The sequence below is a fragment of the Actinomadura viridis genome (assembly GCF_015751755.1).
Lineage (GTDB): Bacteria > Actinomycetota > Actinomycetes > Streptosporangiales > Streptosporangiaceae > Spirillospora > Spirillospora viridis.
The window spans coordinates 82,979-99,925 of the sequence record NZ_JADOUA010000001.1 but is presented as its reverse complement, the minus strand read 5'-3'; the positions used below and the strand labels follow the sequence as shown (position 1 = coordinate 99,925).

At 75.4% G+C, this 16,947-nt stretch carries 17 protein-coding genes; 6 read left to right on the top strand and 11 right to left on the bottom strand.

The genetic code is table 11. The annotated features are described in order from the left end of the window. Window positions 1-171 precede the first annotated feature (171 nt). Both IW256_RS00380 and IW256_RS00375 read left to right on the top strand, forming a co-directional pair. On the top strand, window positions 172-1,017 hold the full coding sequence (locus tag IW256_RS00380; RefSeq protein ID WP_307828682.1) for a shikimate dehydrogenase family protein: 846 nt from the start codon (window positions 172-174) through the stop codon (window positions 1,015-1,017). Further along, on the top strand, window positions 1,014-1,475 hold the full coding sequence (locus IW256_RS00375; protein ID WP_197009026.1) for a hypothetical protein: 462 nt from the start codon (window positions 1,014-1,016) through the stop codon (window positions 1,473-1,475). Before IW256_RS00380 ends, IW256_RS00375 begins: the two co-directional genes overlap by 4 nt. Window positions 1,476-1,527: 52 nt before the next feature. On the opposite strand, the gene IW256_RS00370 is transcribed toward IW256_RS00375, so the two are convergent. Genes IW256_RS00370 through IW256_RS00360 form a run of 3 tightly spaced genes read right to left on the bottom strand, consistent with a single transcriptional unit; the run spans window position 1,528 to window position 3,865 of the window. Beyond that, a complete protein-coding gene (locus IW256_RS00370) occupies window positions 1,528-1,797 on the bottom strand; it encodes an acyl carrier protein (protein ID WP_197009025.1) in 270 nt (89 codons plus the stop codon). Continuing rightward, entirely contained in the window at window positions 1,794-2,795 is a 1,002-nt protein-coding gene (rfbB, locus tag IW256_RS00365; protein ID WP_197009024.1) for a dTDP-glucose 4,6-dehydratase, read from the bottom strand. The genes IW256_RS00370 and rfbB overlap by 4 nt, the downstream gene beginning before the upstream one ends. Beyond that, window positions 2,792-3,865: a glucose-1-phosphate thymidylyltransferase gene (locus IW256_RS00360; protein WP_197009023.1), complete on the bottom strand. Its 1,074-nt coding sequence runs from the start codon at window positions 3,863-3,865 to the stop codon at window positions 2,792-2,794. The genes rfbB and IW256_RS00360 overlap by 4 nt, the downstream gene beginning before the upstream one ends. Window positions 3,866-3,943: 78 nt before the next feature. On the opposite strand from IW256_RS00360, the gene IW256_RS00355 reads away from it, so the two are divergent. The 4 genes from IW256_RS00355 to IW256_RS00340 are packed head-to-tail and all read left to right on the top strand — an operon-like array spanning window position 3,944 to window position 7,460. Beyond that, window positions 3,944-4,339, top strand: a complete 396-nt coding sequence (locus tag IW256_RS00355; RefSeq protein ID WP_231403579.1) for a VOC family protein — start codon at window positions 3,944-3,946, stop codon at window positions 4,337-4,339. Between the two features lie 48 nt (window positions 4,340-4,387). After that, window positions 4,388-5,374 (top strand): aldo/keto reductase, encoded by a 987-nt coding sequence (locus tag IW256_RS00350; RefSeq protein WP_197009022.1) that lies wholly within the window; start codon window positions 4,388-4,390, stop codon window positions 5,372-5,374. Next, window positions 5,371-6,738 carry an NDP-hexose 2,3-dehydratase family protein gene (locus IW256_RS00345; RefSeq protein WP_197009021.1) on the top strand — a complete coding sequence of 456 codons (1,368 nt, stop codon included), beginning with the start codon at window positions 5,371-5,373 and terminating at the stop codon, window positions 6,736-6,738. Before IW256_RS00350 ends, IW256_RS00345 begins: the two co-directional genes overlap by 4 nt. Continuing rightward, window positions 6,735-7,460 (top strand): 4'-phosphopantetheinyl transferase family protein, encoded by a 726-nt coding sequence (locus IW256_RS00340; RefSeq protein WP_197009020.1) that lies wholly within the window; start codon window positions 6,735-6,737, stop codon window positions 7,458-7,460. The genes IW256_RS00345 and IW256_RS00340 overlap by 4 nt, the downstream gene beginning before the upstream one ends. On the opposite strand, the gene IW256_RS00335 is transcribed toward IW256_RS00340, so the two are convergent. From IW256_RS00335 to IW256_RS00300, 8 genes are all read right to left on the bottom strand, one after another. Then, window positions 7,444-8,988 (bottom strand): GMC family oxidoreductase, encoded by a 1,545-nt coding sequence (locus IW256_RS00335; protein ID WP_197009019.1) that lies wholly within the window; start codon window positions 8,986-8,988, stop codon window positions 7,444-7,446. The two genes, IW256_RS00340 and IW256_RS00335, sit on opposite strands and share 17 nt — an antisense overlap. A gap of 35 nt (window positions 8,989-9,023) precedes the next feature. Continuing rightward, window positions 9,024-10,226 (bottom strand): hypothetical protein, encoded by a 1,203-nt coding sequence (locus IW256_RS00330; RefSeq protein ID WP_197009018.1) that lies wholly within the window; start codon window positions 10,224-10,226, stop codon window positions 9,024-9,026. A gap of 98 nt (window positions 10,227-10,324) precedes the next feature. Then, window positions 10,325-11,482 carry a nucleotide disphospho-sugar-binding domain-containing protein gene (locus IW256_RS00325; RefSeq protein WP_197009017.1) on the bottom strand — a complete coding sequence of 386 codons (1,158 nt, stop codon included), beginning with the start codon at window positions 11,480-11,482 and terminating at the stop codon, window positions 10,325-10,327. Window positions 11,483-11,534: 52 nt separating this feature from the next. After that, a complete protein-coding gene (locus tag IW256_RS00320) occupies window positions 11,535-13,013 on the bottom strand; it encodes an aldehyde dehydrogenase family protein (protein WP_197009016.1) in 1,479 nt (492 codons plus the stop codon). Further along, on the bottom strand, window positions 13,013-13,978 hold the full coding sequence (locus tag IW256_RS42590) for a transglutaminase-like domain-containing protein (RefSeq protein WP_197009015.1): 966 nt from the start codon (window positions 13,976-13,978) through the stop codon (window positions 13,013-13,015). The genes IW256_RS00320 and IW256_RS42590 overlap by 1 nt, the downstream gene beginning before the upstream one ends. Before the next feature lie 27 nt (window positions 13,979-14,005). Then, window positions 14,006-14,155, bottom strand: a complete 150-nt coding sequence (locus IW256_RS00310; RefSeq protein WP_197009014.1) for a hypothetical protein — start codon at window positions 14,153-14,155, stop codon at window positions 14,006-14,008. Between the two features lie 166 nt (window positions 14,156-14,321). Further along, entirely contained in the window at window positions 14,322-15,668 is a 1,347-nt protein-coding gene (locus IW256_RS00305) for a helix-turn-helix domain-containing protein (RefSeq protein WP_197009013.1), read from the bottom strand. Between the two features lie 64 nt (window positions 15,669-15,732). Further along, complete coding sequence (locus IW256_RS00300; protein WP_197009012.1) at window positions 15,733-16,920, bottom strand: 3-deoxy-7-phosphoheptulonate synthase; 1,188 nt, start codon at window positions 16,918-16,920, stop codon at window positions 15,733-15,735. Between the last annotated feature and the right edge of the window lie 27 nt (window positions 16,921-16,947).

Here is a 16,947-nt window from a genome sequence, read left to right as displayed (position 1 = left end):
GGAAAGCCTCGCAGCCGATCCGCCCTGTTGTCACCCCGTTCCCGACTGATCCACAGGTCCGCGCCCGCCGGGGTGTGATCGGCGCCGGGCGGGGGACAACGGTCACGTCGTCCGTTGGGCAGACCGGCCGCCCCCCGCCGACCCGGCCGGACACCTATGGTGACTCCACTGGTGACTCCGCACATCACCGGGACCACCCGGCTGCTGGTGGTGCTGGGCGACCCGGTCGCGCAGGTCCGGGCGCCGTCCCTGGTCAACCCGCTGCTCGCCCGGCTCGGGGTGGACGCGGTCCTGGTGCCGGTGCACGCGCCCGCCGGGCGGCTCGGCACGATCGTGCGGGGGCTGCGGGCGCTGGGCAACCTCGACGGCATGCTGGTCACCGTCCCGCACAAGATCGCCATCTGCGCGTACGCGGACGAGCTGTCCCCGGCGGCGCGGCTGGCCGGCTGCGTGAACGCCCTGCGGCGCGAACCGGACGGGCGGTGGCGGGGTGACAACTTCGACGGGGCCGGGTTCGTCCGCGGGCTGTCCGCCGCGGGGCACGACCCGGCCGGGCGGCGTGTCCTGCTGGTGGGCGCGGGCGGCGCGGGACGGGCGGTCGCGGTCGCGCTGCTGGAGGCGGGCGCGGCGCGGCTGACCGTCCGCGACGTGGACGTCGGGCGGCGCGCGGAACTGGTGGAGCGGCTGCGGGCGGTCTGGCCGGACCGGATCGAGGCCGCCCCGGACGGCGGGCACGTGGTCGGCGAACGCCCGGGCGGCGGGCACGTGGACGCCGACATCGCGGTCAACGCCACGCCGCTGGGAATGCGTCCGGACGACCCGCTGCCCCTGCGGCCCGGATCGCTGCGCCCCGGCACCGTGGTGGCCGACGTCATCATGCGCCCGCGCCGCACTTCGCTGCTCGCGGCGGCAGCGGCGGCGGGCCACCCCGTCCACCACGGCGGCCACATGCTCGACCACCAGCTCGACCTGTACCGGCGGTTCTTCCGCCTCGACGAACGAAAGGCGGACACGTGAGCGCGATCCGGCTCCCCCTGGTGCACGGCGAGGAGACGTCCGGTGACGGCTGGCGGACGCGGCTGGCACCCGAGATCGACGTGCGGCCGCTGTACTGGGACGGCGACCCGGCGGCGGCGCGGGCCGCGCTGGAGGGCCTCCTGGCGGACTGGCCCGCGGACCGGCCGTACGTCCTGGCCGGGCTGGCGGACGCCGCGCGGGCCGTCCCGGACCTGGCGGCCGGGGCCGTGCGGAGGCCGGGGCGCGTGCTCCTCTGCCCGTCCGGGGAACTGGCGGATCCGCCGGCCGAGCCGGTGGACGCGGCCGTCACGGTGCTGTGGCCGCGTGACGTTCCGGACGGCGCGGCCCTCACCTGGAAGGCGGCGGCACGGGGAGAGTTCGCGGTACGGCTGGTCGAACCCGAGGGATTCCCGTGGACGCCGCCGGTGTTCACGGTCCGCGACGAGCTGCGGGTGTGACCTCCCTCAGGGGGCTCTTCCCAGGGGAGGCTCTCCTCAGGGGAGGCTCTCCTCAGGGGAGGAGGGCCAGGAGGTCGGCCACCGAGAGCGTGCGGAGGTCGGCGTCGTCGGGCAGCTCGGCGCCCAGCTCGTCCTCCAGGACGATCGCCAGCTCGACCATCCGCGCCGAGTCGGCGGCGGCCTGCTCGCCGATCGGGCGCCGCGGGTCGATCGGCTCGCCGCCGGTGACGATCCGCTCGACCTCCGCCGTCAGCGTCCCGAGGTCCGGCGTCCCGAGGTCCTGAGCGCCGAGGTCCCGAGCGCCGTCCGGGGTTCCGTTCATCGTGCCGCCTCCTCCCGGCGCGGAGCCGCCCGCTCCACGAGCGGCTCCCACCAGCCGCGGTTGCGGGCGAACCAGCGGACGGTGCCGGCGAGGCCCTCCTCGAACGGCACCGCCGGGGTGAACCCGAGGGCCCACAGCCGGGACCCGTCGAGCCGGTACCGCCGGTCGTGGCCCTTGCGGTCGGTGACGTGCCGGACCATGTCCGCGCCCGCCCCGCAGGCGCGCAGCAGCCGGTCGGTCAGCTCCCTGTTGGTCAGCTCCCGGCCGCCGCCGACGTGGTAGACCTCGCCGGGCTCCCCCGCGGCGGCGATGGTCCGGACGGCGCGGCAGTGGTCGCGGACGTGGATCCACTCCCGGACGTTGCCGCCGTCGCCGTACAGGGGCACGGGCAGGCCGTCGAGCAGCCGGGTGACGAACAGCGGGATGATCTTCTCGGGGTACTGCCGCGGGCCGTAGTTGTTGCCGCACCGGGAGATGATCACGGGCAGGCCCTCGGTACGGGCGTAGGAGCGGGCGATCAGGTCCCCGGCGGCCTTGGCCGCGGCGTACGGGGAGCTGGGATCCAGCGGCGCGTCCTCGGTCCAGGCGCCGGTGGCGATGCTGCCGTACACCTCGTCGGTGGAGACGTGCACCACGCGCGGGGTACGGGCCGCCAGGCACGCCCGCATCAGGGTGTGCGTGCCGAGGACGTTGGTCTGGACGAAGGCGTCCGGCCCCGAGATCGACCGGTCGACGTGGGTCTCGGCGGCGAGGTTGACCACCAGGTCGTGGCCGGGCACCACGCGGTCGAGCAGCGCGGCGTCGCGGATGTCGCCCCACACGCAGCGCAGCCGCGGGTCCCCGGCGACCTCGGCGAGGTTGGCCCGGTTGCCCGCGTAGGTGAGCTTGTCGAGGACGGTGACCGCGGTGGGCCGCGGCCCGGGGCCGTCGCCGCCGAGCAGGGACTGGACGAAGTGGGAGCCGATGAAGCCGGCGCCGCCGGTGACGAGAACTCTCATGGGTCGATCAGCACCTTGCTGTGGTCGCCCAGGACGAGCCGCTGGCAGCGGCGGGCGGGCGCGGTGGCCGCCACCTCGGACGCGTGGCCGAGGAGCGAGCCCCGCACCGGGCCGGCACCGCGCACGGTCGCGCCGGGGAGCAGGACGGAGTCTTCGATCTCGCTGTGCTCGACGCGGCACCCGGCGCCGATCGAGGTGTGGGGGCCGATGACGGAGCCGATGATCCGGGCGCCCGCCCCGATGACGGCCGGGCCGGTCACGCGGGAGCCCTCCAGCCACGCGCCGGGTTCGGCGACCACCGGCCCGGAGACGCCGCCGGCGCCGTCGATCCGGTGGTCGCGCGCGGGGTCCGCGGCCAGCCGGTCCAGGACGGCGCGGTTGGCCTCCAGCAGGCCGGCGGCCGAGCCGATGTCCTTCCAGTCGCCTCCGGTCCGGGTGGCGGTGACCCGGCGGCCGGAGTCGATCAGCCCCTGGATCGCGTCGGTGATCTCCAGTTCGCCCCGCCGGGACGGGCGCAGCCGGTCCACCTGCTCGTGCACGTCCGGGGTGAAGGCGTAGACGCCCGTCACGGCCAGGTCGCTGCGCGGGCGCCGGGGCTTCTCGGCGAGGCGGCGGACGGCGCCGTCCGGGTCGAGTTCGGCCACGCCGTAGGCGCGGGGGTCGGGGACCTTGGCCAGCAGCAGCTCGGCGCCCGGCCGCTCGCGGCGGAACCGGTCCGCCACGGCGCCGATGCCGTCGCCGAAGAAGTTGTCGCCCAGGTACATGAGGAAGTCGTCGCCGCCGAGGTAGTCCCGGGCGACGCGGACCGCGTGCGCCAGGCCGAGCGGCGCCTCCTGCGGCAGGTAGGTGACGGCCAGGCCGAAGCGGGAGCCGTCGCCGACCGCCGCGCGGATCTCCGCGGCGGTGTCCCCGACGACGATGCCGGCCTCGGTGATCCCGGCCGCCCGGATGGCGTCCAGCCCGTAGAAGAGCACGGGCCGGTTCGCGATCGGCATCAGCTGCTTGGCCGACGTGTGCGTGAACGGTCGAAGCCGCGTTCCCGCGCCTCCTGCGAGTACGAGCGCCTTCATGTCAAGGAGGGTAGGTGCTAGTGTTGACTAGCGTCAACAAAACGGCCCGGAGAGATAAACTACAGTTAAGGGGATCGGATGATGGACGCCAAGATCTACGGCTTCGGCCTGGTCGTCGAGGACATCCCGCGCTCGCTGGAGTTCTACCGGCACGCCGGCCTCGACATCCCGGCCGAGGCCGACAAGGAGCCGCACGTCCAGGTCACGCTGCCCGGCGGGATCCACCTGATCTGGGACAGCGCCGACACCGTCCGCTCCTTCCAGCCCGACTGGCGCGAGCCGACCGGCGGGCACCGCATCGCGATCGCCTTCGCCTGCCCCGACCCCGCCGGCGTCGACGCCGCGTACGCCCGGCTCACCGGGCTCGGCCACCAGGGCCTGAAGGAGCCCTGGGACGCGGTGTGGCAGCAGCGGTACGCGATCGTCCTCGACCCCGACGGCAACCACGTCGAGCTGTTCGCCCCGCTGGGCTGACCGGCCGCGAGCATCGCCGCGCACGCGCGGACGAACGGGAGCCCCCTCATGCAGTACACGTATCTGGGCCGCACGGCGCTCCGGGTGAGCCGGCTGTGCCTGGGCACCCTGAACCTGGGCGTCAGGGCCACCCGGGACGACAGCTTCGCGATCATGGACGCCGCGCTGGACCACGGCGTCAACGTCCTGGACACCGCCAACCACTACGGCTGGCAGGTGCACCGCGGGTTCACCGAGGAGCTGATCGGCGAGTGGCTCTCCCAGGGCGGCGGGCGGCGGGAGCGGATCGTGCTGGCCACCAAGGTGTTCAACCCGATGAGCGACCGGCCCAACGACCAGGGCCTGTCCGCCCGCCACATCATCGACTCCTGCGAGGCGTCGCTGCGGCGCCTCCGGACCGACTGGATCGACCTGTTCCAGATGCACCGCTTCGACCGGCACGCGCCGATGGAGGAGGTGTGGCAGGCGATGGAGACGCTCACGACGCAGGGCAAGGTCCGTTACGTCGGCTCCTCCAACTTCGCCGGCTGGCACCTGGCCGCCGCGCAGGAGGCCGCCGCGCGCCGGGGACTGCTCGGCGTCGTCTCCGAGCAGTGCGCCTACAACCTCGCCACCCGGCAGGCCGAGCTGGAGGTGATCCCGGCGGCCCAGGCGTACGGCGTGGCCGTGCTGCCGTGGTCGCCGCTGCACGGGGGCCTGCTCGGCGGGGCCCTGGACAAGCTCGAACGCGGCACCGCGGTCAAGTCGGCGCAGGGCCGCGCGCAGGTCGCCCTCGCCGACCGCCGCGAGGAGGTCCTGGCCTTCGAGAAGCTGTGCGCCGGCGCGGGCCTGCCGCCGGCGGAGGTGGCCCTGTCCTGGGTCGCGCACCGGCCGGGCGTCACCGCGCCGGTCATCGGGCCGCGCAGCCTGGAGCACCTGGAGGGGGCGCTGCGCGCCCTGGACCTCGACCTGCCCGGCGACGTCCTGGACCGGCTGGAGGAGCTCTTCCCGCCGGTCGGGCGCGGCGGCCCGGCACCGGAGGCGTGGGCGGCATGAACGACCTCGACGAGCGCGTCGCCCGGTCCGAGCGGACCGTGGACCGGGCCGGGCTGGACGGGTTCCGCGCCTGGTTCGCCGGGCACGCCGCCGGCGGCGGGCTGCGCGCGGAACGCATCCCGTTCGACCGGCTGCGCGGCTGGCGGTTCGACCCCGACTCCGGCGACCTGCGCCACGACAGCGGCGCGTTCTTCTCGGTCGAGGGCCTGCGGGTGCGGATGCCCGGCGCCCCGGTCGAGGAGTGGTCCCAGCCGATCATCCGCCAGCCGGAGATCGGCATCCTGGGCATCCTGGCCAAGGAGTTCGACGGCGTCCTGCACTTCCTGATGCAGGCCAAGACCGAGCCGGGCAACCACGGCGGCGCGCAGCTGTCCCCCACCGTGCAGGCCACCCGCAGCAACTACACCCGCCGCCACGGCGGGCGCCCGGTGCCCTACCTGGAGTACTTCCAGCGGCCTCGGCGGCACCGCGTGCTGGCCGACGTCCGCCAGTCGGAGCAGGGCTGCTGGTTCTACCGCAAGCGCAACCGCAACATGATCACCGAGGTGACCGGGGACGTCCCGGTGCGCCCCGGCTTCCGCTGGCTGACGCTCGGCGAGCTGTACGAGCTGCTGGCCGTGGACGACCTGGTCAACATGGACGCGCGCAGCGTGCTGGCGTGCCTGCCGGTGAACGCCTGCGACCCCGGCGCGGACACGCTGAGCTGGATCACCGACGAGCGCACGCTGCGCGAGGTCGGCACCGAGGCGGTGCCGCTGCGGCAGGTGGAGCGCTGGCGGCGGACCAGCGAGCGGATCCGGCACGACAGCGGCCGGTTCTTCGACGTGATCGCGGTGGACGTGCGGGCCCGGGACCGGGAGGTGTCCAGCTGGACCCAGCCGATGATCGAGCCGCGCGGGCAGGGGGTCTCGGCCTTCCTCCTGAGGCGCGGCGCGGCCGGGCCGGAGGTGCTGGTCCACGCCCGCGCCGAGCCCGGCTACGCCGACGTGGTGGAACTCGCCCCCACCGTGCAGTGCACGCCCCCCAACTACGGGATCCTGCCGGGCGCCGCGCGCCCGCCCTACCTCGACGAGGTGCTGGCGGCCCCGCCCGAACGGGTCCTGTTCGAGTCGGTGCTGTCGGAGGAGGGCGGCCGGTTCTACCACGCCCGCAACCGGTACCTGATCGTCGAGACCGACCCGCGGCGCCCGCCCGCGGCGGCGCCGCACCACCGCTGGACGCCGGTCCGGGAGCTGGCCGCGCTGATCCGGCACAGCCACTACGTCAACGTCGAGGCGCGGACGCTCCTGGCCTGCCTGCGCGGCGTCCAGGCCCGCGCGGCCCGTCCCGGCGCCGCCGCGCCGCTCCTGGCCCGGACCGGATGATCGAGGAGATCCTGCCGGGGCCGGTGGTGAGCGCGGAGAGCTTCGGCGACCTGGCCGGCGCCGAGCCGTACCCGGCGGAACGGGCGGCCGTGGCGGCGGCCCCGCCCGCGCGGCGGCGCGAGTTCGCCACCACGCGGGCCTGCGCGCGCCGGGCGCTGGGCGGGCTGGGCCTGCCCGCCGGTCCCGTCCCGCCGGGCGAGCGCGGCGCCCCGCGCTGGCCCGCGGGCGTGGTGGGGAGCATGACCCACTGCGCCGGTTACCGGGCCGCGGCCGTCGCGCGCGGAACCGACGTCCGCGCCCTCGGCATCGACGCCGAGCCGCACGAGCCCCTGCCCGGGCGCGTGCTCCGCGCGATCACCGGGGACGCCGAACGCGCCGCGCTCGCCGGCCTGGCGGCGGCGCTGCCGCGCACGCACTGGGGCCGGCTGCTGTTCAGCGCGAAGGAGTCGGTGTACAAGGTGTGGTTCCCGCTGACCCGCCGGCCGCTGGGCTTCCGGCACGTGACGGTGGAGTTCGATCCGGCCGGGAACGGGTTCGCCGCCGGGCTGGTGCCGCCCCCGCCGGCGCCGCCGTTCACCCGGCTCACCGGCCGCTGGCTCGTCCGGGACGGCCTCATCCTGACCGCGCTGGCGGTCGCCGCCGGGCCGGACGTCACGGCCGAGCCCGGCGTCACGGCCGAGCCCGGCGTCACGGCCGAGCCCGGCGTCACGGCCCGCCGGTGAGACCGGCCCCCTCCTCCAGGTTCCCGGCGATCCGCTCGGCGATCATCAGGACGGTCAGGTGGGTGTTGGCGCGCGGGATGGCCGGCATCACCGACGCGTCGGCGACCAGCAGCCCCGCCACGCCGTGGACCCGCCCGGCGCCGTCCACCACCGCGCCCGGGTCCGCGGACGTCCCCATCCGGCACGTCCCCACCGGGTGGTGGTACAGCGTCAGCTGCTCGCGCACGGCCTCGGCCAGGCCGGTGTCCGACTCCACCGCGGGACCGGGCCACAGTTCCCCGTCCAGGCGGCGGGCGAGCGGCCCGGCGGCGGCCAGCCTCCGGGCGTGCCGGATCCCGGTGATGATCCGGGAGAGGTCCGCCGGGTCGCGCAGCACGCCGACGTCGATGTCCGGCGGCCCGCCCGGGTCCGCCGGACGCAAGCGCACCCGTCCCCGCGAGCGCGGCTCCAGCAGCGCCACGAACAGCAGGAACACCGTCCCGTCGGGGGTGGGCACCGGCCCGGCGGGCATGATCTGGAGGTCCGGCGCCCCGTCCCCGGCGTCGCTGCGCAGCGTCAGCAGGGTCTGGCCCATCGCGGGACGCGCCGTGCCGGGCACCGCGAACCGCAACGGCACCAGCGGGTGGTCCTGCAGCCCCTCCCCCACACCGGGCAGGTCACATGCCACCGGCACGCCCGCCCGCTCCAGGTGCGCGGCCGGGCCGACACCGGAACGCATGAGCAGCGCGGGGGTGCCGTAGGCGCCCGCGCACAGCACGACCCGTCCGGCGAGGACGGGCTCGGCGGCGCCCGCGAGGAGCACCCCGCGGGCCCGCCCGTCCTCGATCAGGATCCGCTCGGCCGTGGTGTCAGGGAGGATGCGCAGGTTGGGCCGGTCCCTGGCGGCGGCGAGGTAGGTGAGGGCGGTGGTCTGCCGGACCCGCCCCACCTCGTTCTGCGGCAGCGGCCCCGCGCCCGCCGCCCCGGGCGCGTTGTGGTCGTCGATCAGCGGGTGGCCCAGCTCGGCGCAGGACTCCAGGAACGCGCGGTGCTCGGGGGCCGGCTCGGCGGCGCCCGGCCGCCGCACCGGCATCGGGCCGTCCGCGCCGTGCCAGTCGTACCCGGCGAAGTCCAGGTCGCGTTCCAGCCGCCGGTACGCCGGGAGGACGTCCGGGAACGACCAGCCGGGCAGCCCGCCGCGTTCCCACCCGGCGAAGTCGTCCGGGTGGCCGCGCAGGGCGACCACGTTGTTGGTGGCCGAACCGCCCCCGAGGACCCGGCCCGCGTACACCGGGTGGCGGCGGCCGGTCGCGCCCAGCTCGCCCTCCAGCCCCCAGTCGTAGCCGGTCGCGGACGCCTCCCCGGCGTCGGTGATCTCCGGCGGCCACGCGGCGGGGTCCGCGCCGAAGTCGGGTCCCGCCTCCAGCAGCAGCACCGTGCGCCCCGGGTCCCGGGACAGGCGGGCGGCGAGCACCGCGCCCGCCGATCCGCCGCCGACCACGACCGTGTCGTACCTCGCCCGCGGGCCCGTGCCGGCGCTCGCCGTCACCACTCGTCCCTCACCTCGCCCCTCCCGGTCCGGTGTCAGTCCGGCGCCTCGCCCCAGAACGGCGCGCGGCCCACCCACGGGGGCACCCCGCCCTGCTCGTTGACGCCCTTCTCCAGGAACGCGATGTTGTGGTACATGTGCACGCCGAGCAGCGACCGGCCGGTCTCGCGCAGCCGGGCGCCCGGCTCGGGGATCTCCTCGTGCTGCACGGCGTCCACCAGTTCCTTGACCAGCCCCACCGCCGTCGCCTCGTCGCGGCGTCCGGGCGTCTCGTCGCCGCCGTAACCGGGGCAGTAGGAGGTCCACAGGTCCTCGATCACGTAGTACCCGCCGTTGCGCAGGTACGGGTACAGCTCCCGGAAGCTCGTGCGCATGTGCTCGTTGATGTGGCTGCCGTCGTCGATGACGACGTCGAACGGCCCCAGCTCCTCCCCGAGCCGCCGCAGGAAGTCCGGGTCGTTCTGGTCGCCGCGCAGCGTCCGGACGCGGGGCTCGTCGCACTGCGACTTGTCGAACAGGTCCACGCCGTAGATCAGGCCCCGGCCGAAGAAGTGCTTCCACATCTTCAGCGACCCGCCGCTCTCGCCCAGGTCGTCGTACCCGCCGATGCCGATCTCCAGGACGCGCACCACCTGGTCGCGCAGCGGTCCCAGGTGCCGTTCGTAGTGCGGGGTGAACCAGTGGATGCCGCCCCACTTGTCGGTGGGGTGGCGCAGCGCGAGCCGGTCGAGGGCGGGCGCGCGGTCGGACACCGCGTTGACGATGACGTTGGTGGCGGCGGCGATTCGCCGGCAGCCCTCCCAGCCGGCGTCCGGCGACCCGGCCGCGGCGCCGGCGTCGCGGCGCAGCGCGGGGAGCAGCTCGGCGCGGAAGACACCGAGCGAGCGGCCGCTCGCGGGCCCGTACAGTTCCCGTACGACGTCGGTCAGGCGTGCCTCCAGCCGCATCTCGACGTTCTCGGGCACGCCTTCGGACACCTTGACCGGCGCCCCGTCCGACAGCCGGAACAGGTGCCCGTACGCCGCCGGGCCATGGGTGAGCGTCACCCCCACCCGTACGTCGCCGCGGCATCCGGAGGGCGGGGCGCACCGGAACGCGATCTCGGCCACGGCCTCGGCCGCGACCCGGTCCGGGCCGCGCCGTCCGATCGCCCGTTCCAGGACGCGCTCGCTGCCGCCCGCAGCGCCCAGCAGCTCCTCCATCTCCTCGTCGAGCCGGTCGGCCCGTACCTGCTCCATGGGGTTCTCCTTCCCGTCGGCCCGCTCTTCTCACCACACGGCGTTCGCACGGTGTCTCACGGTCTTCGCACGGTGTCTCACGGCGTTCCCAGGGCGGTTCACGCCCGGCCGGCGAACGCGGCCAGCCGGCCGACCAGCTCGGCGGGCGTGGCCTGGGCCTCGATCTCCTTGCGCTTGAGCCGCGCCGCCTCGCGCAGGTCGGCGTCGGTCAGCAGGCGGCGCAGCGTGTCCGCGGTGACCTCCCCGGGGTCGGCCTCCAGGCCGACGCCGTGCCCGGTGAGGATCCGCGCGTTGAGGAACTGGTCGGCGCCGTGCGGCAGCGTCAGCTGCGGCAGCCCCGCGGTCAGCGCGCCGAGCACCGAGCCGCATCCGCCGTGGTGGACGACGGCATCGCAGGTGGCCAGCAGCTCGTCGAGCGGCACCCAGCCGGTGAAGCGGACGTTGCCGGGCACGGTCAGCCCGCCGGTGTCGTAGCCGTCGCCGAGCGCGAACACGAACTCGGCCTCGGGCACCCCGCCGGCCGCCTCCAGGACCCGCTCGACGGTCGTCAGCTCCGCCATGTGCGGGACGAACGTGCCGAGCGTGACCGCGACGCGCGGCCCGGTGGCGGGCTCGGTCAGCCAGTCCGGCAGGACGCCGCCCTGGTGGTACGGGGTGTACCGCACCGGCCAGCCCGGCCCGTCGCCCAGCATCATGCTCGGCGGCGCGACGTGGATCGAGGTCATCCGGGGCGGGCCGGGCTCGGCGCCGTGCCGTTCGAACGCGGGGACCATGTGCCGCAGGTAGCGCTCGGCGTAGTCGCGGTGTCGCAGGAACCCGAAGCCGTGCTCGACGGCGGGCACGCCCATGACCTTGGCGGTGACCGGCCCGGCGGCCTGGAGGATGGAGTGGACGATCACGTCCGGGCGCCACCGCCGGGCGGTCTCGACCATGCCGTCCACCATGGCGTCCGAGACCCGGGAGAAGATCTCGAACAGCGACTCGGGCGCGCCCTGCGCGTCGGCGATGACCGCGCCGATGTCCCGGGCGGCCTCCACCGGGTCCTGGTCCTGCTCGCCGTAGTCCCACAGCAGCGCCTCGACGTCCACGTCCGGCGCGACGTCGACGGCGGGCAGCCCGGCCCTCGCCGCCGCTCCCACCGAGTCGTCGGTGGTGGCGACGAGCACCCGGTGCCCGGCGGACCGCAGCGCCCAGGCCAGCGGCACGGTGGGGAAGAGGTGGCCGATTCCCGGCGAGATGGCGAACAAGACCCGCATGGGCCTCTCCTTCCTGACGGAGGTGATCAAGGTCGTCCGGCGCGCGGGCGGGCTAGGAGACGAGGACGTGGTACGGGGCGGCGGTGCCCCGGCCGGGGCACTCGCTGACGATCCGGCGGGCGCGGTAGTCGTCGAGCTCGTTGGTGTGGACGTCCCAGGCCCCGGCGGCGCCGGACGGCGGCGACAGGTCGACGATCGGGTACTCGTTGATCCACACCCGGTCCGCGCGGAGCCGCGCCGCGGTCGCGCGGGCGCGGTCGGGGTCGCCGGACCACACGCCGGCGCTGAGGCCGTACCGGGAGTCGTTGGCGATCGCGACCGCGTCGTCGGCGCCGCCGGCCTCGATCACCGCCAGCGCCGGGCCGAACACCTCCTCGCGGGCGATGGTGTCGCCCGGCCCGACACCGGTCAGCACCGTCGGGCGGAAGTAGGCCTTGTGGTCCAGCCCGGCCGGCAGGTCGTCCGGGCCGGGCCCGGTGCCGCCGCAGGCGACCCGCGCGCCCTCGGCGACGGCCAGGTCGACGTAGCGCCGGGTCCGCCGGGCGCCCTGCCGGGACACCAGCGGGCCGAGGTCGGTGGCGGGATCGAGCGGGTCGCCCAGCCGCAGCGCGCGGGCACGCTCCACGAGCCGTTCGGTGAACGCGTCGTGCACGGCACGGTCCACCACGGCGCGGGTGCCGGCCATGCAGATCTGCCCGTTGTGGAAGAACGCGCCCCACAGCACCCCGTCGGCGGCGGCGTCCAGGTCGGCGTCCGCCAGCACCACGTTCGGCGACTTGCCGCCGAGGTTGAGCCGCACCGGCGCGCCGCCCGCCGCCGCCTCCCGGGCGACGTCCTCGCCGACGTCGTCGGAGCCGGTGAACACCGTCAGGTCGACGCCGGGGTGGCGGGCCAGGGCACCGCCCACGGCCGCGCCCGGCCCGGTCACGACGTTGGCCACCCCGGGCGGGAGCCCGCAGGCGGCCAGCAGCCGGACCAGCTCGATCACGGTCACCGAGGCGAACGAGGCGGGCTTCACCACGCAGGCGTTGCCCGCGGCGACGGCCGGGGCGAGCCGCGCGGCGGCCAGCGCGAGCGGGAAGTTCCACGGCACGATCGCGGCCACGACGCCGAGCGGCGGGCGCCGCAGGACGCTGCCGTCCGGCCCCGGCACCCGGTCGGGCAGCCGTTCGGCCTGCCACGCGGCGCGGAGGAACGCGGCCCGCGCGGCGCCGACGTCGGCGTCCAGGGCCTTGCGGATGGTGGCGCCGTTGTCGCGTGCCTCCAGTTCGGCCAGCCGTCCGCGTTCCTCCTCCAGGCGGCAGGCGGCGCGGCGCAGCACCTCCGCGCGTTCGGCCGGCGGCAGCCGGGGCCACGGCCCGGAGTCGAACGCCGCGCGCGCCGCGGCGACCGCGCGGTCCACGTCCCCGGGCCCGCCGGAGGCGATGTCGGCGAGGTGGCGGCGGGTGGCGGGCTCGAAGGTCTTGTAGGTGGCCCCGCTCGCGGCGTCGGCCGGGCTTCCGTCGATGAACATGGCGTACGGTTCGGCCATCACAGGCGCTCCGTGGGGAGTGAGACGGGGGCCCAGATCCCGTTGTGGTCCACGAGCTTGGCGACATGGTCGGCCAGCCGGTGCAGGACGGGACCGGGCGAACGGCACGGGTCCGCCTGGGCGGGGTCCAGGCCGCCCCAGTCGGTCAGGATGCGCATCAGCATCGGGTCGACGGGCGTCCAGCCGCCGCCGGTGCGGAACTCGGCCCAGCAGTGGGCGATGGAGTACGGCTTGGCGACCAGGACGCCGAACGAGAACCGCGCGTCCAGGCCGTGCGCGGCGGCGGCACGGACGAGCCGGGCCGCGCAGCCTCCGCAGTCGGACATCCCGGTGGCGGCGAAGAACCCCGGGTCCCAGCGGACGGCCTCCGGCAGCATGAAGAAGTCGGCGGCGCCGTGCTCGGCCACCAGTTCCCGTACCCGCGTCCCGGCCTCGGGCCAGTCACCTCGCTGGACGACGTCCAGCACCAGCAGGGGGTCGTCCGGGCGTTCCCGTACGCACGCCCGCTGGACGGTGCCCGCCGCGCGGCCGTCGACCGAGCCGTCGGCCGGGGTGTCGGCCGAACCGTCGCCGGAGGTCTCGGAGGTTTCGGGGGTCTCGGGGAAGAGGTAGCGGCAGGGGCCGGGGTGGCCGGGGGCCGGGCACGGCGCGAGCACCGTGAGCCGGTAACGGGTCGAAGCCGCCGCGGCGTTGGTGCGGAGTGAGTTCGCCCACGACCGGATCGCCCGTCGCTGCACGGACATCCGGCCCAGGTGCAGCGCGCTGTTGCTGAGGTCGTAGTCGTCGAAGAGCCGGTCGGGGCCGCGGCCGACATGCGGCAGGCCCGCGTCGAGGAGCCGTTCGAGCAGCTCGGGCTCGAGCCGGTAGAACGAGCGGGCGGCGGACGCGCCGACCGCGAACCGGCGGGCCGTGTCGGGGATGAGGCGGAGCCGCCCCACCAGCGGGGACACATCGGTGGACGTCACCTTGGACACCTCGGTTCCGGGGCGGCCTCACCCGTCCCGGCCGCGCCGCCAGGGCCAGTCCTGGTCACCGCCGTCCCCGCCCGCGGCGGGTTCGCCGGTCTCGGCGGGGCGGAGCGGGGCGGGCACCTGGCCCGCGGCCGTGTCCCCGTCGTCCTGGTCATGGGTGTGAGCGAGCATGTCTTCCTCTCGAGGGAGATGACTATGGTCATCGAAGACTGGTGACTCTGTCATCGCCCACGCTAACAAGAGTCAAGGGCATGCGGAGGGCCCAATTTCCCCTTATATGCGCGGAATCTTGGGAGGTATGCAGGACCAAGGGGGCCCATCCGCGGGCCCCCGGCGTTCAGGCCAGTTCGGAGTGCAGGCGGTCGATCTGCCGCCAGACCCGGACGGCGACCTGGTAGGCGCCGTTCTTCTCGCACAGGTCCGCCGTGTCGCGGAGCAGCGCGGCGGCCTCGTGGCCGCGGCCGAGCAGGCGCAGGGTCTCGGCGTAGTCGATCTTGATGTTGACCAGGTCGAGCCCGGTGACCGCCGAGTCCTCCCCGAGCGCCTCGGTGTAGAGCCGCGCGGCCTCCTCCAGATCGCCCGCCCGCCGCGCGTACCGCGCCTTGAGGGCGGCCATCTTGGACTCCTCGCCGGGCAGGTTGAGCAGCCGCGCGGTGCGGTCGGCCGACTCCAGCCATTCGCGCACCTCGGCAAGGTCGGCGCCGGCGTCCATCAGCACGTGCGCCGCGCTCCGGCAGAAGTGCACCCAGTCGTGCAGCGGGATCTCCGAGGAGGCCAGATGGCGGCGCGCCACCACCAGGTGCTCCCGCGCCTCCTCATGCCTGCCGAGCTGGGCGGACACGATGCTGACGACCCAGTGGGAACGCCCCAGCACGCTGGGCCGGGCCAGCCGGTCGGCGATCGACAGCAGCTCCTCGACCCGCGGCTCGACCTCCTCCAGCCTGCCCAGCTCGCTGAGCACGGAGATCAGCACGCCCAGCAGCCGGGCGTGCTCGGCGGTGCCCTCCAGCGCGGTGCCCGCGATCCGGTCCACCGCGCCGCGGGCCGCGTCGCGGGCCTCGCCGAGCCGGCCGGCGTCCCGCTCGGCCGAGGCCAGGTCGGTCAGCAGGATCACGCACAGCTCGGTGGACTCGCGGGCGGGGGTCAGCTCCAGCAGCTCGCGCAGCAGCGCGGTGCGCTCCAGGTGGTCGCGCTGGGCGAGCAGCACACCGTGCAGGTCCAGCCCGATCTCGACGGCCCGCTCGTGGTCGCCGGACCGCCGGGCGTCGCGGTAGGTGCGCTCGAACAGCGCGCGCGCCTCCGCGAAGTCGGTGGCGTCCAGCGCGCTGCGGGTCAGCGCCCGCGTGATCAGCAGCGACCGATCGAGCTTCTCGCCCGCCGGCGCCGGTGGGGACGAGCGGCCGGTCAGCTCCTCGACCGGCAGCCCGGTCAGCTCCTCCACCGGCACGTCCAGCACCCGGGCCAGGTGCACGATGACGTCCAGGGTGGGGATGCGGACGCCCGACTCCAGCAGCGAGATGTAGCTCGGGGTGACCACGCCGTCGGCGAGCTGGCGCTGGGACAGGCCGAGCTCCCGCCGCCGCAGGTGCACGCGCCGCCCGAAGTCCGGCTGGGAGACCTTGAGGCCGCCGCTCCGGCGGGAGTGCCGGGGACCTTCTCCGCCCGCGGCGTTCGCTGCAGTCACAACTGAAGTATAGCCATCACGGCGTAATCTTGCTGACCAGGGTCAAGTTGAGATAACAGGAACTTTACCGGCGATGCCGGTCCGTCGCGGCCAGTGCCGCGGCGAAACCGGCCACCAGGCGGGCCGCCTGGGTCCGGTTGAGCCGGGGATCGCAGCCGGTGGTGTACCGGGGCAGCGGCGGCTCGGCGCCGCCGGGGGCGAGGGAGTCCACGCACTCGGTGACGCTGTGCGGGGTCATCTCCAGATGCACGCCGCCGGGATGGCGTCCGTACTCCCTCAGCACCCGCAGGAAGCCTTGAAGTTCGGTCAGCATAGCCGACATCGCCCTACATTTCCGTCCAGAGGGGAGCCGGACGGTGTTGCCGTGCATCGGGTCGCACAGCCAGATCGCGGGCGAGCCCAGCTCCCGCACGGTCTCCACCAGCGCGGGCAGGCGCGCCTCGACCAGCGCGGCGCCCATCCTCGGGATCAGCGTCAGCCGCCCCGGCACGCGTCCCGGGTCCAGCCGTTCCACCAGGGCGGCCAGTTCGCCGGGGTCGGTGCCGGGGCCGAGCTTGACCGCCACCGGGTTGGCGATCCCCGCGGCGAACTCCACATGCGGGCCGCCGGCGGCGCGCGTGCGCTCCCCGATCCACAGCAGGTGCCCGGACGAGCAGTAGCGCGCGCCCGTGGCGGGGTCCACCCGTACCAGCGCCGTCTCGTAGTCCAGCAGCAACGACTCGTGGCTCGCGAACACCGCGCCCCGGTCGCCGTCGGGCGGCAGCGCCGCCAGGACGCGTCCGGCCAGGTGGTAGGCGCGGCGCAGCCGGCCCGGGTCGGGGGTGCGCGCGGCCAGGCGGGGCTCGGGCCCGTTGACGGCGTCGCCGCGGAAGACCGGCAGCACCTCGCCGGAGGGCAGCCGCTCGAAGTCCTGCGAACGGGGCTTGGCGAACTGGCCGGCGAGCCGGGCCACCGGGACGGCGGCCCGGCCGGTCCGGTGCTCGATCAGCGTGGCCAGGGCCCTGATCTGGGCGACCTTGGCACGGGTGGTCTGCGCCGACACCTCGGCGAACAGTTCCACGCAGTCCCCGCCTTGCAGAAGGTGCCCCTCTCCGCGGGCCACGGCCGCCAGCCTGCCGCGCAGCCGCCGGACGGCGGCCGGGCCGACCGGCGCCGGGCGCGCGGCGAGCTCCGCGCGGACCTCCGCGAGCCGGTCCGGGGACGGCCAGGCGGGCTGCTGGCTCGGGCGCACACCCGGTGTTGCCAGTGTCATGCGTCCTCCTCTGATGTTGACAAGAAC

Excerpts from the sequence above, each read along its gene's own strand:
- IW256_RS00330 (WP_197009018.1), bottom strand. The coding sequence starts at position 10,226 with ATGGAGCAGGTACGGGCCGACCGGCTCGACGAGGAGATGGAGGAGCTG.
- IW256_RS00370 (WP_197009025.1), bottom strand. The coding sequence starts at position 1,797 with ATGAACGGAACCCCGGACGGCGCTCGGGACCTCGGCGCTCAGGACCTC.
- IW256_RS00345 (WP_197009021.1), top strand. The coding sequence starts at position 5,371 with ATGAACGACCTCGACGAGCGCGTCGCCCGGTCCGAGCGGACCGTGGAC.
- IW256_RS00320 (WP_197009016.1), bottom strand. The coding sequence starts at position 13,013 with ATGGCCGAACCGTACGCCATGTTCATCGACGGAAGCCCGGCCGACGCC.
- IW256_RS00350 (WP_197009022.1), top strand. The coding sequence starts at position 4,388 with ATGCAGTACACGTATCTGGGCCGCACGGCGCTCCGGGTGAGCCGGCTG.
- IW256_RS00340 (WP_197009020.1), top strand. The coding sequence starts at position 6,735 with ATGATCGAGGAGATCCTGCCGGGGCCGGTGGTGAGCGCGGAGAGCTTC.
- rfbB (WP_197009024.1), bottom strand. The coding sequence starts at position 2,795 with ATGAGAGTTCTCGTCACCGGCGGCGCCGGCTTCATCGGCTCCCACTTC.
- IW256_RS00310 (WP_197009014.1), bottom strand. The coding sequence starts at position 14,155 with ATGCTCGCTCACACCCATGACCAGGACGACGGGGACACGGCCGCGGGC.
- IW256_RS00325 (WP_197009017.1), bottom strand. The coding sequence starts at position 11,482 with ATGCGGGTCTTGTTCGCCATCTCGCCGGGAATCGGCCACCTCTTCCCC.
- IW256_RS00355 (WP_231403579.1), top strand. The coding sequence starts at position 3,944 with ATGATGGACGCCAAGATCTACGGCTTCGGCCTGGTCGTCGAGGACATC.
- IW256_RS00300 (WP_197009012.1), bottom strand. The coding sequence starts at position 16,920 with ATGACACTGGCAACACCGGGTGTGCGCCCGAGCCAGCAGCCCGCCTGG.
- IW256_RS00360 (WP_197009023.1), bottom strand. The coding sequence starts at position 3,865 with ATGAAGGCGCTCGTACTCGCAGGAGGCGCGGGAACGCGGCTTCGACCG.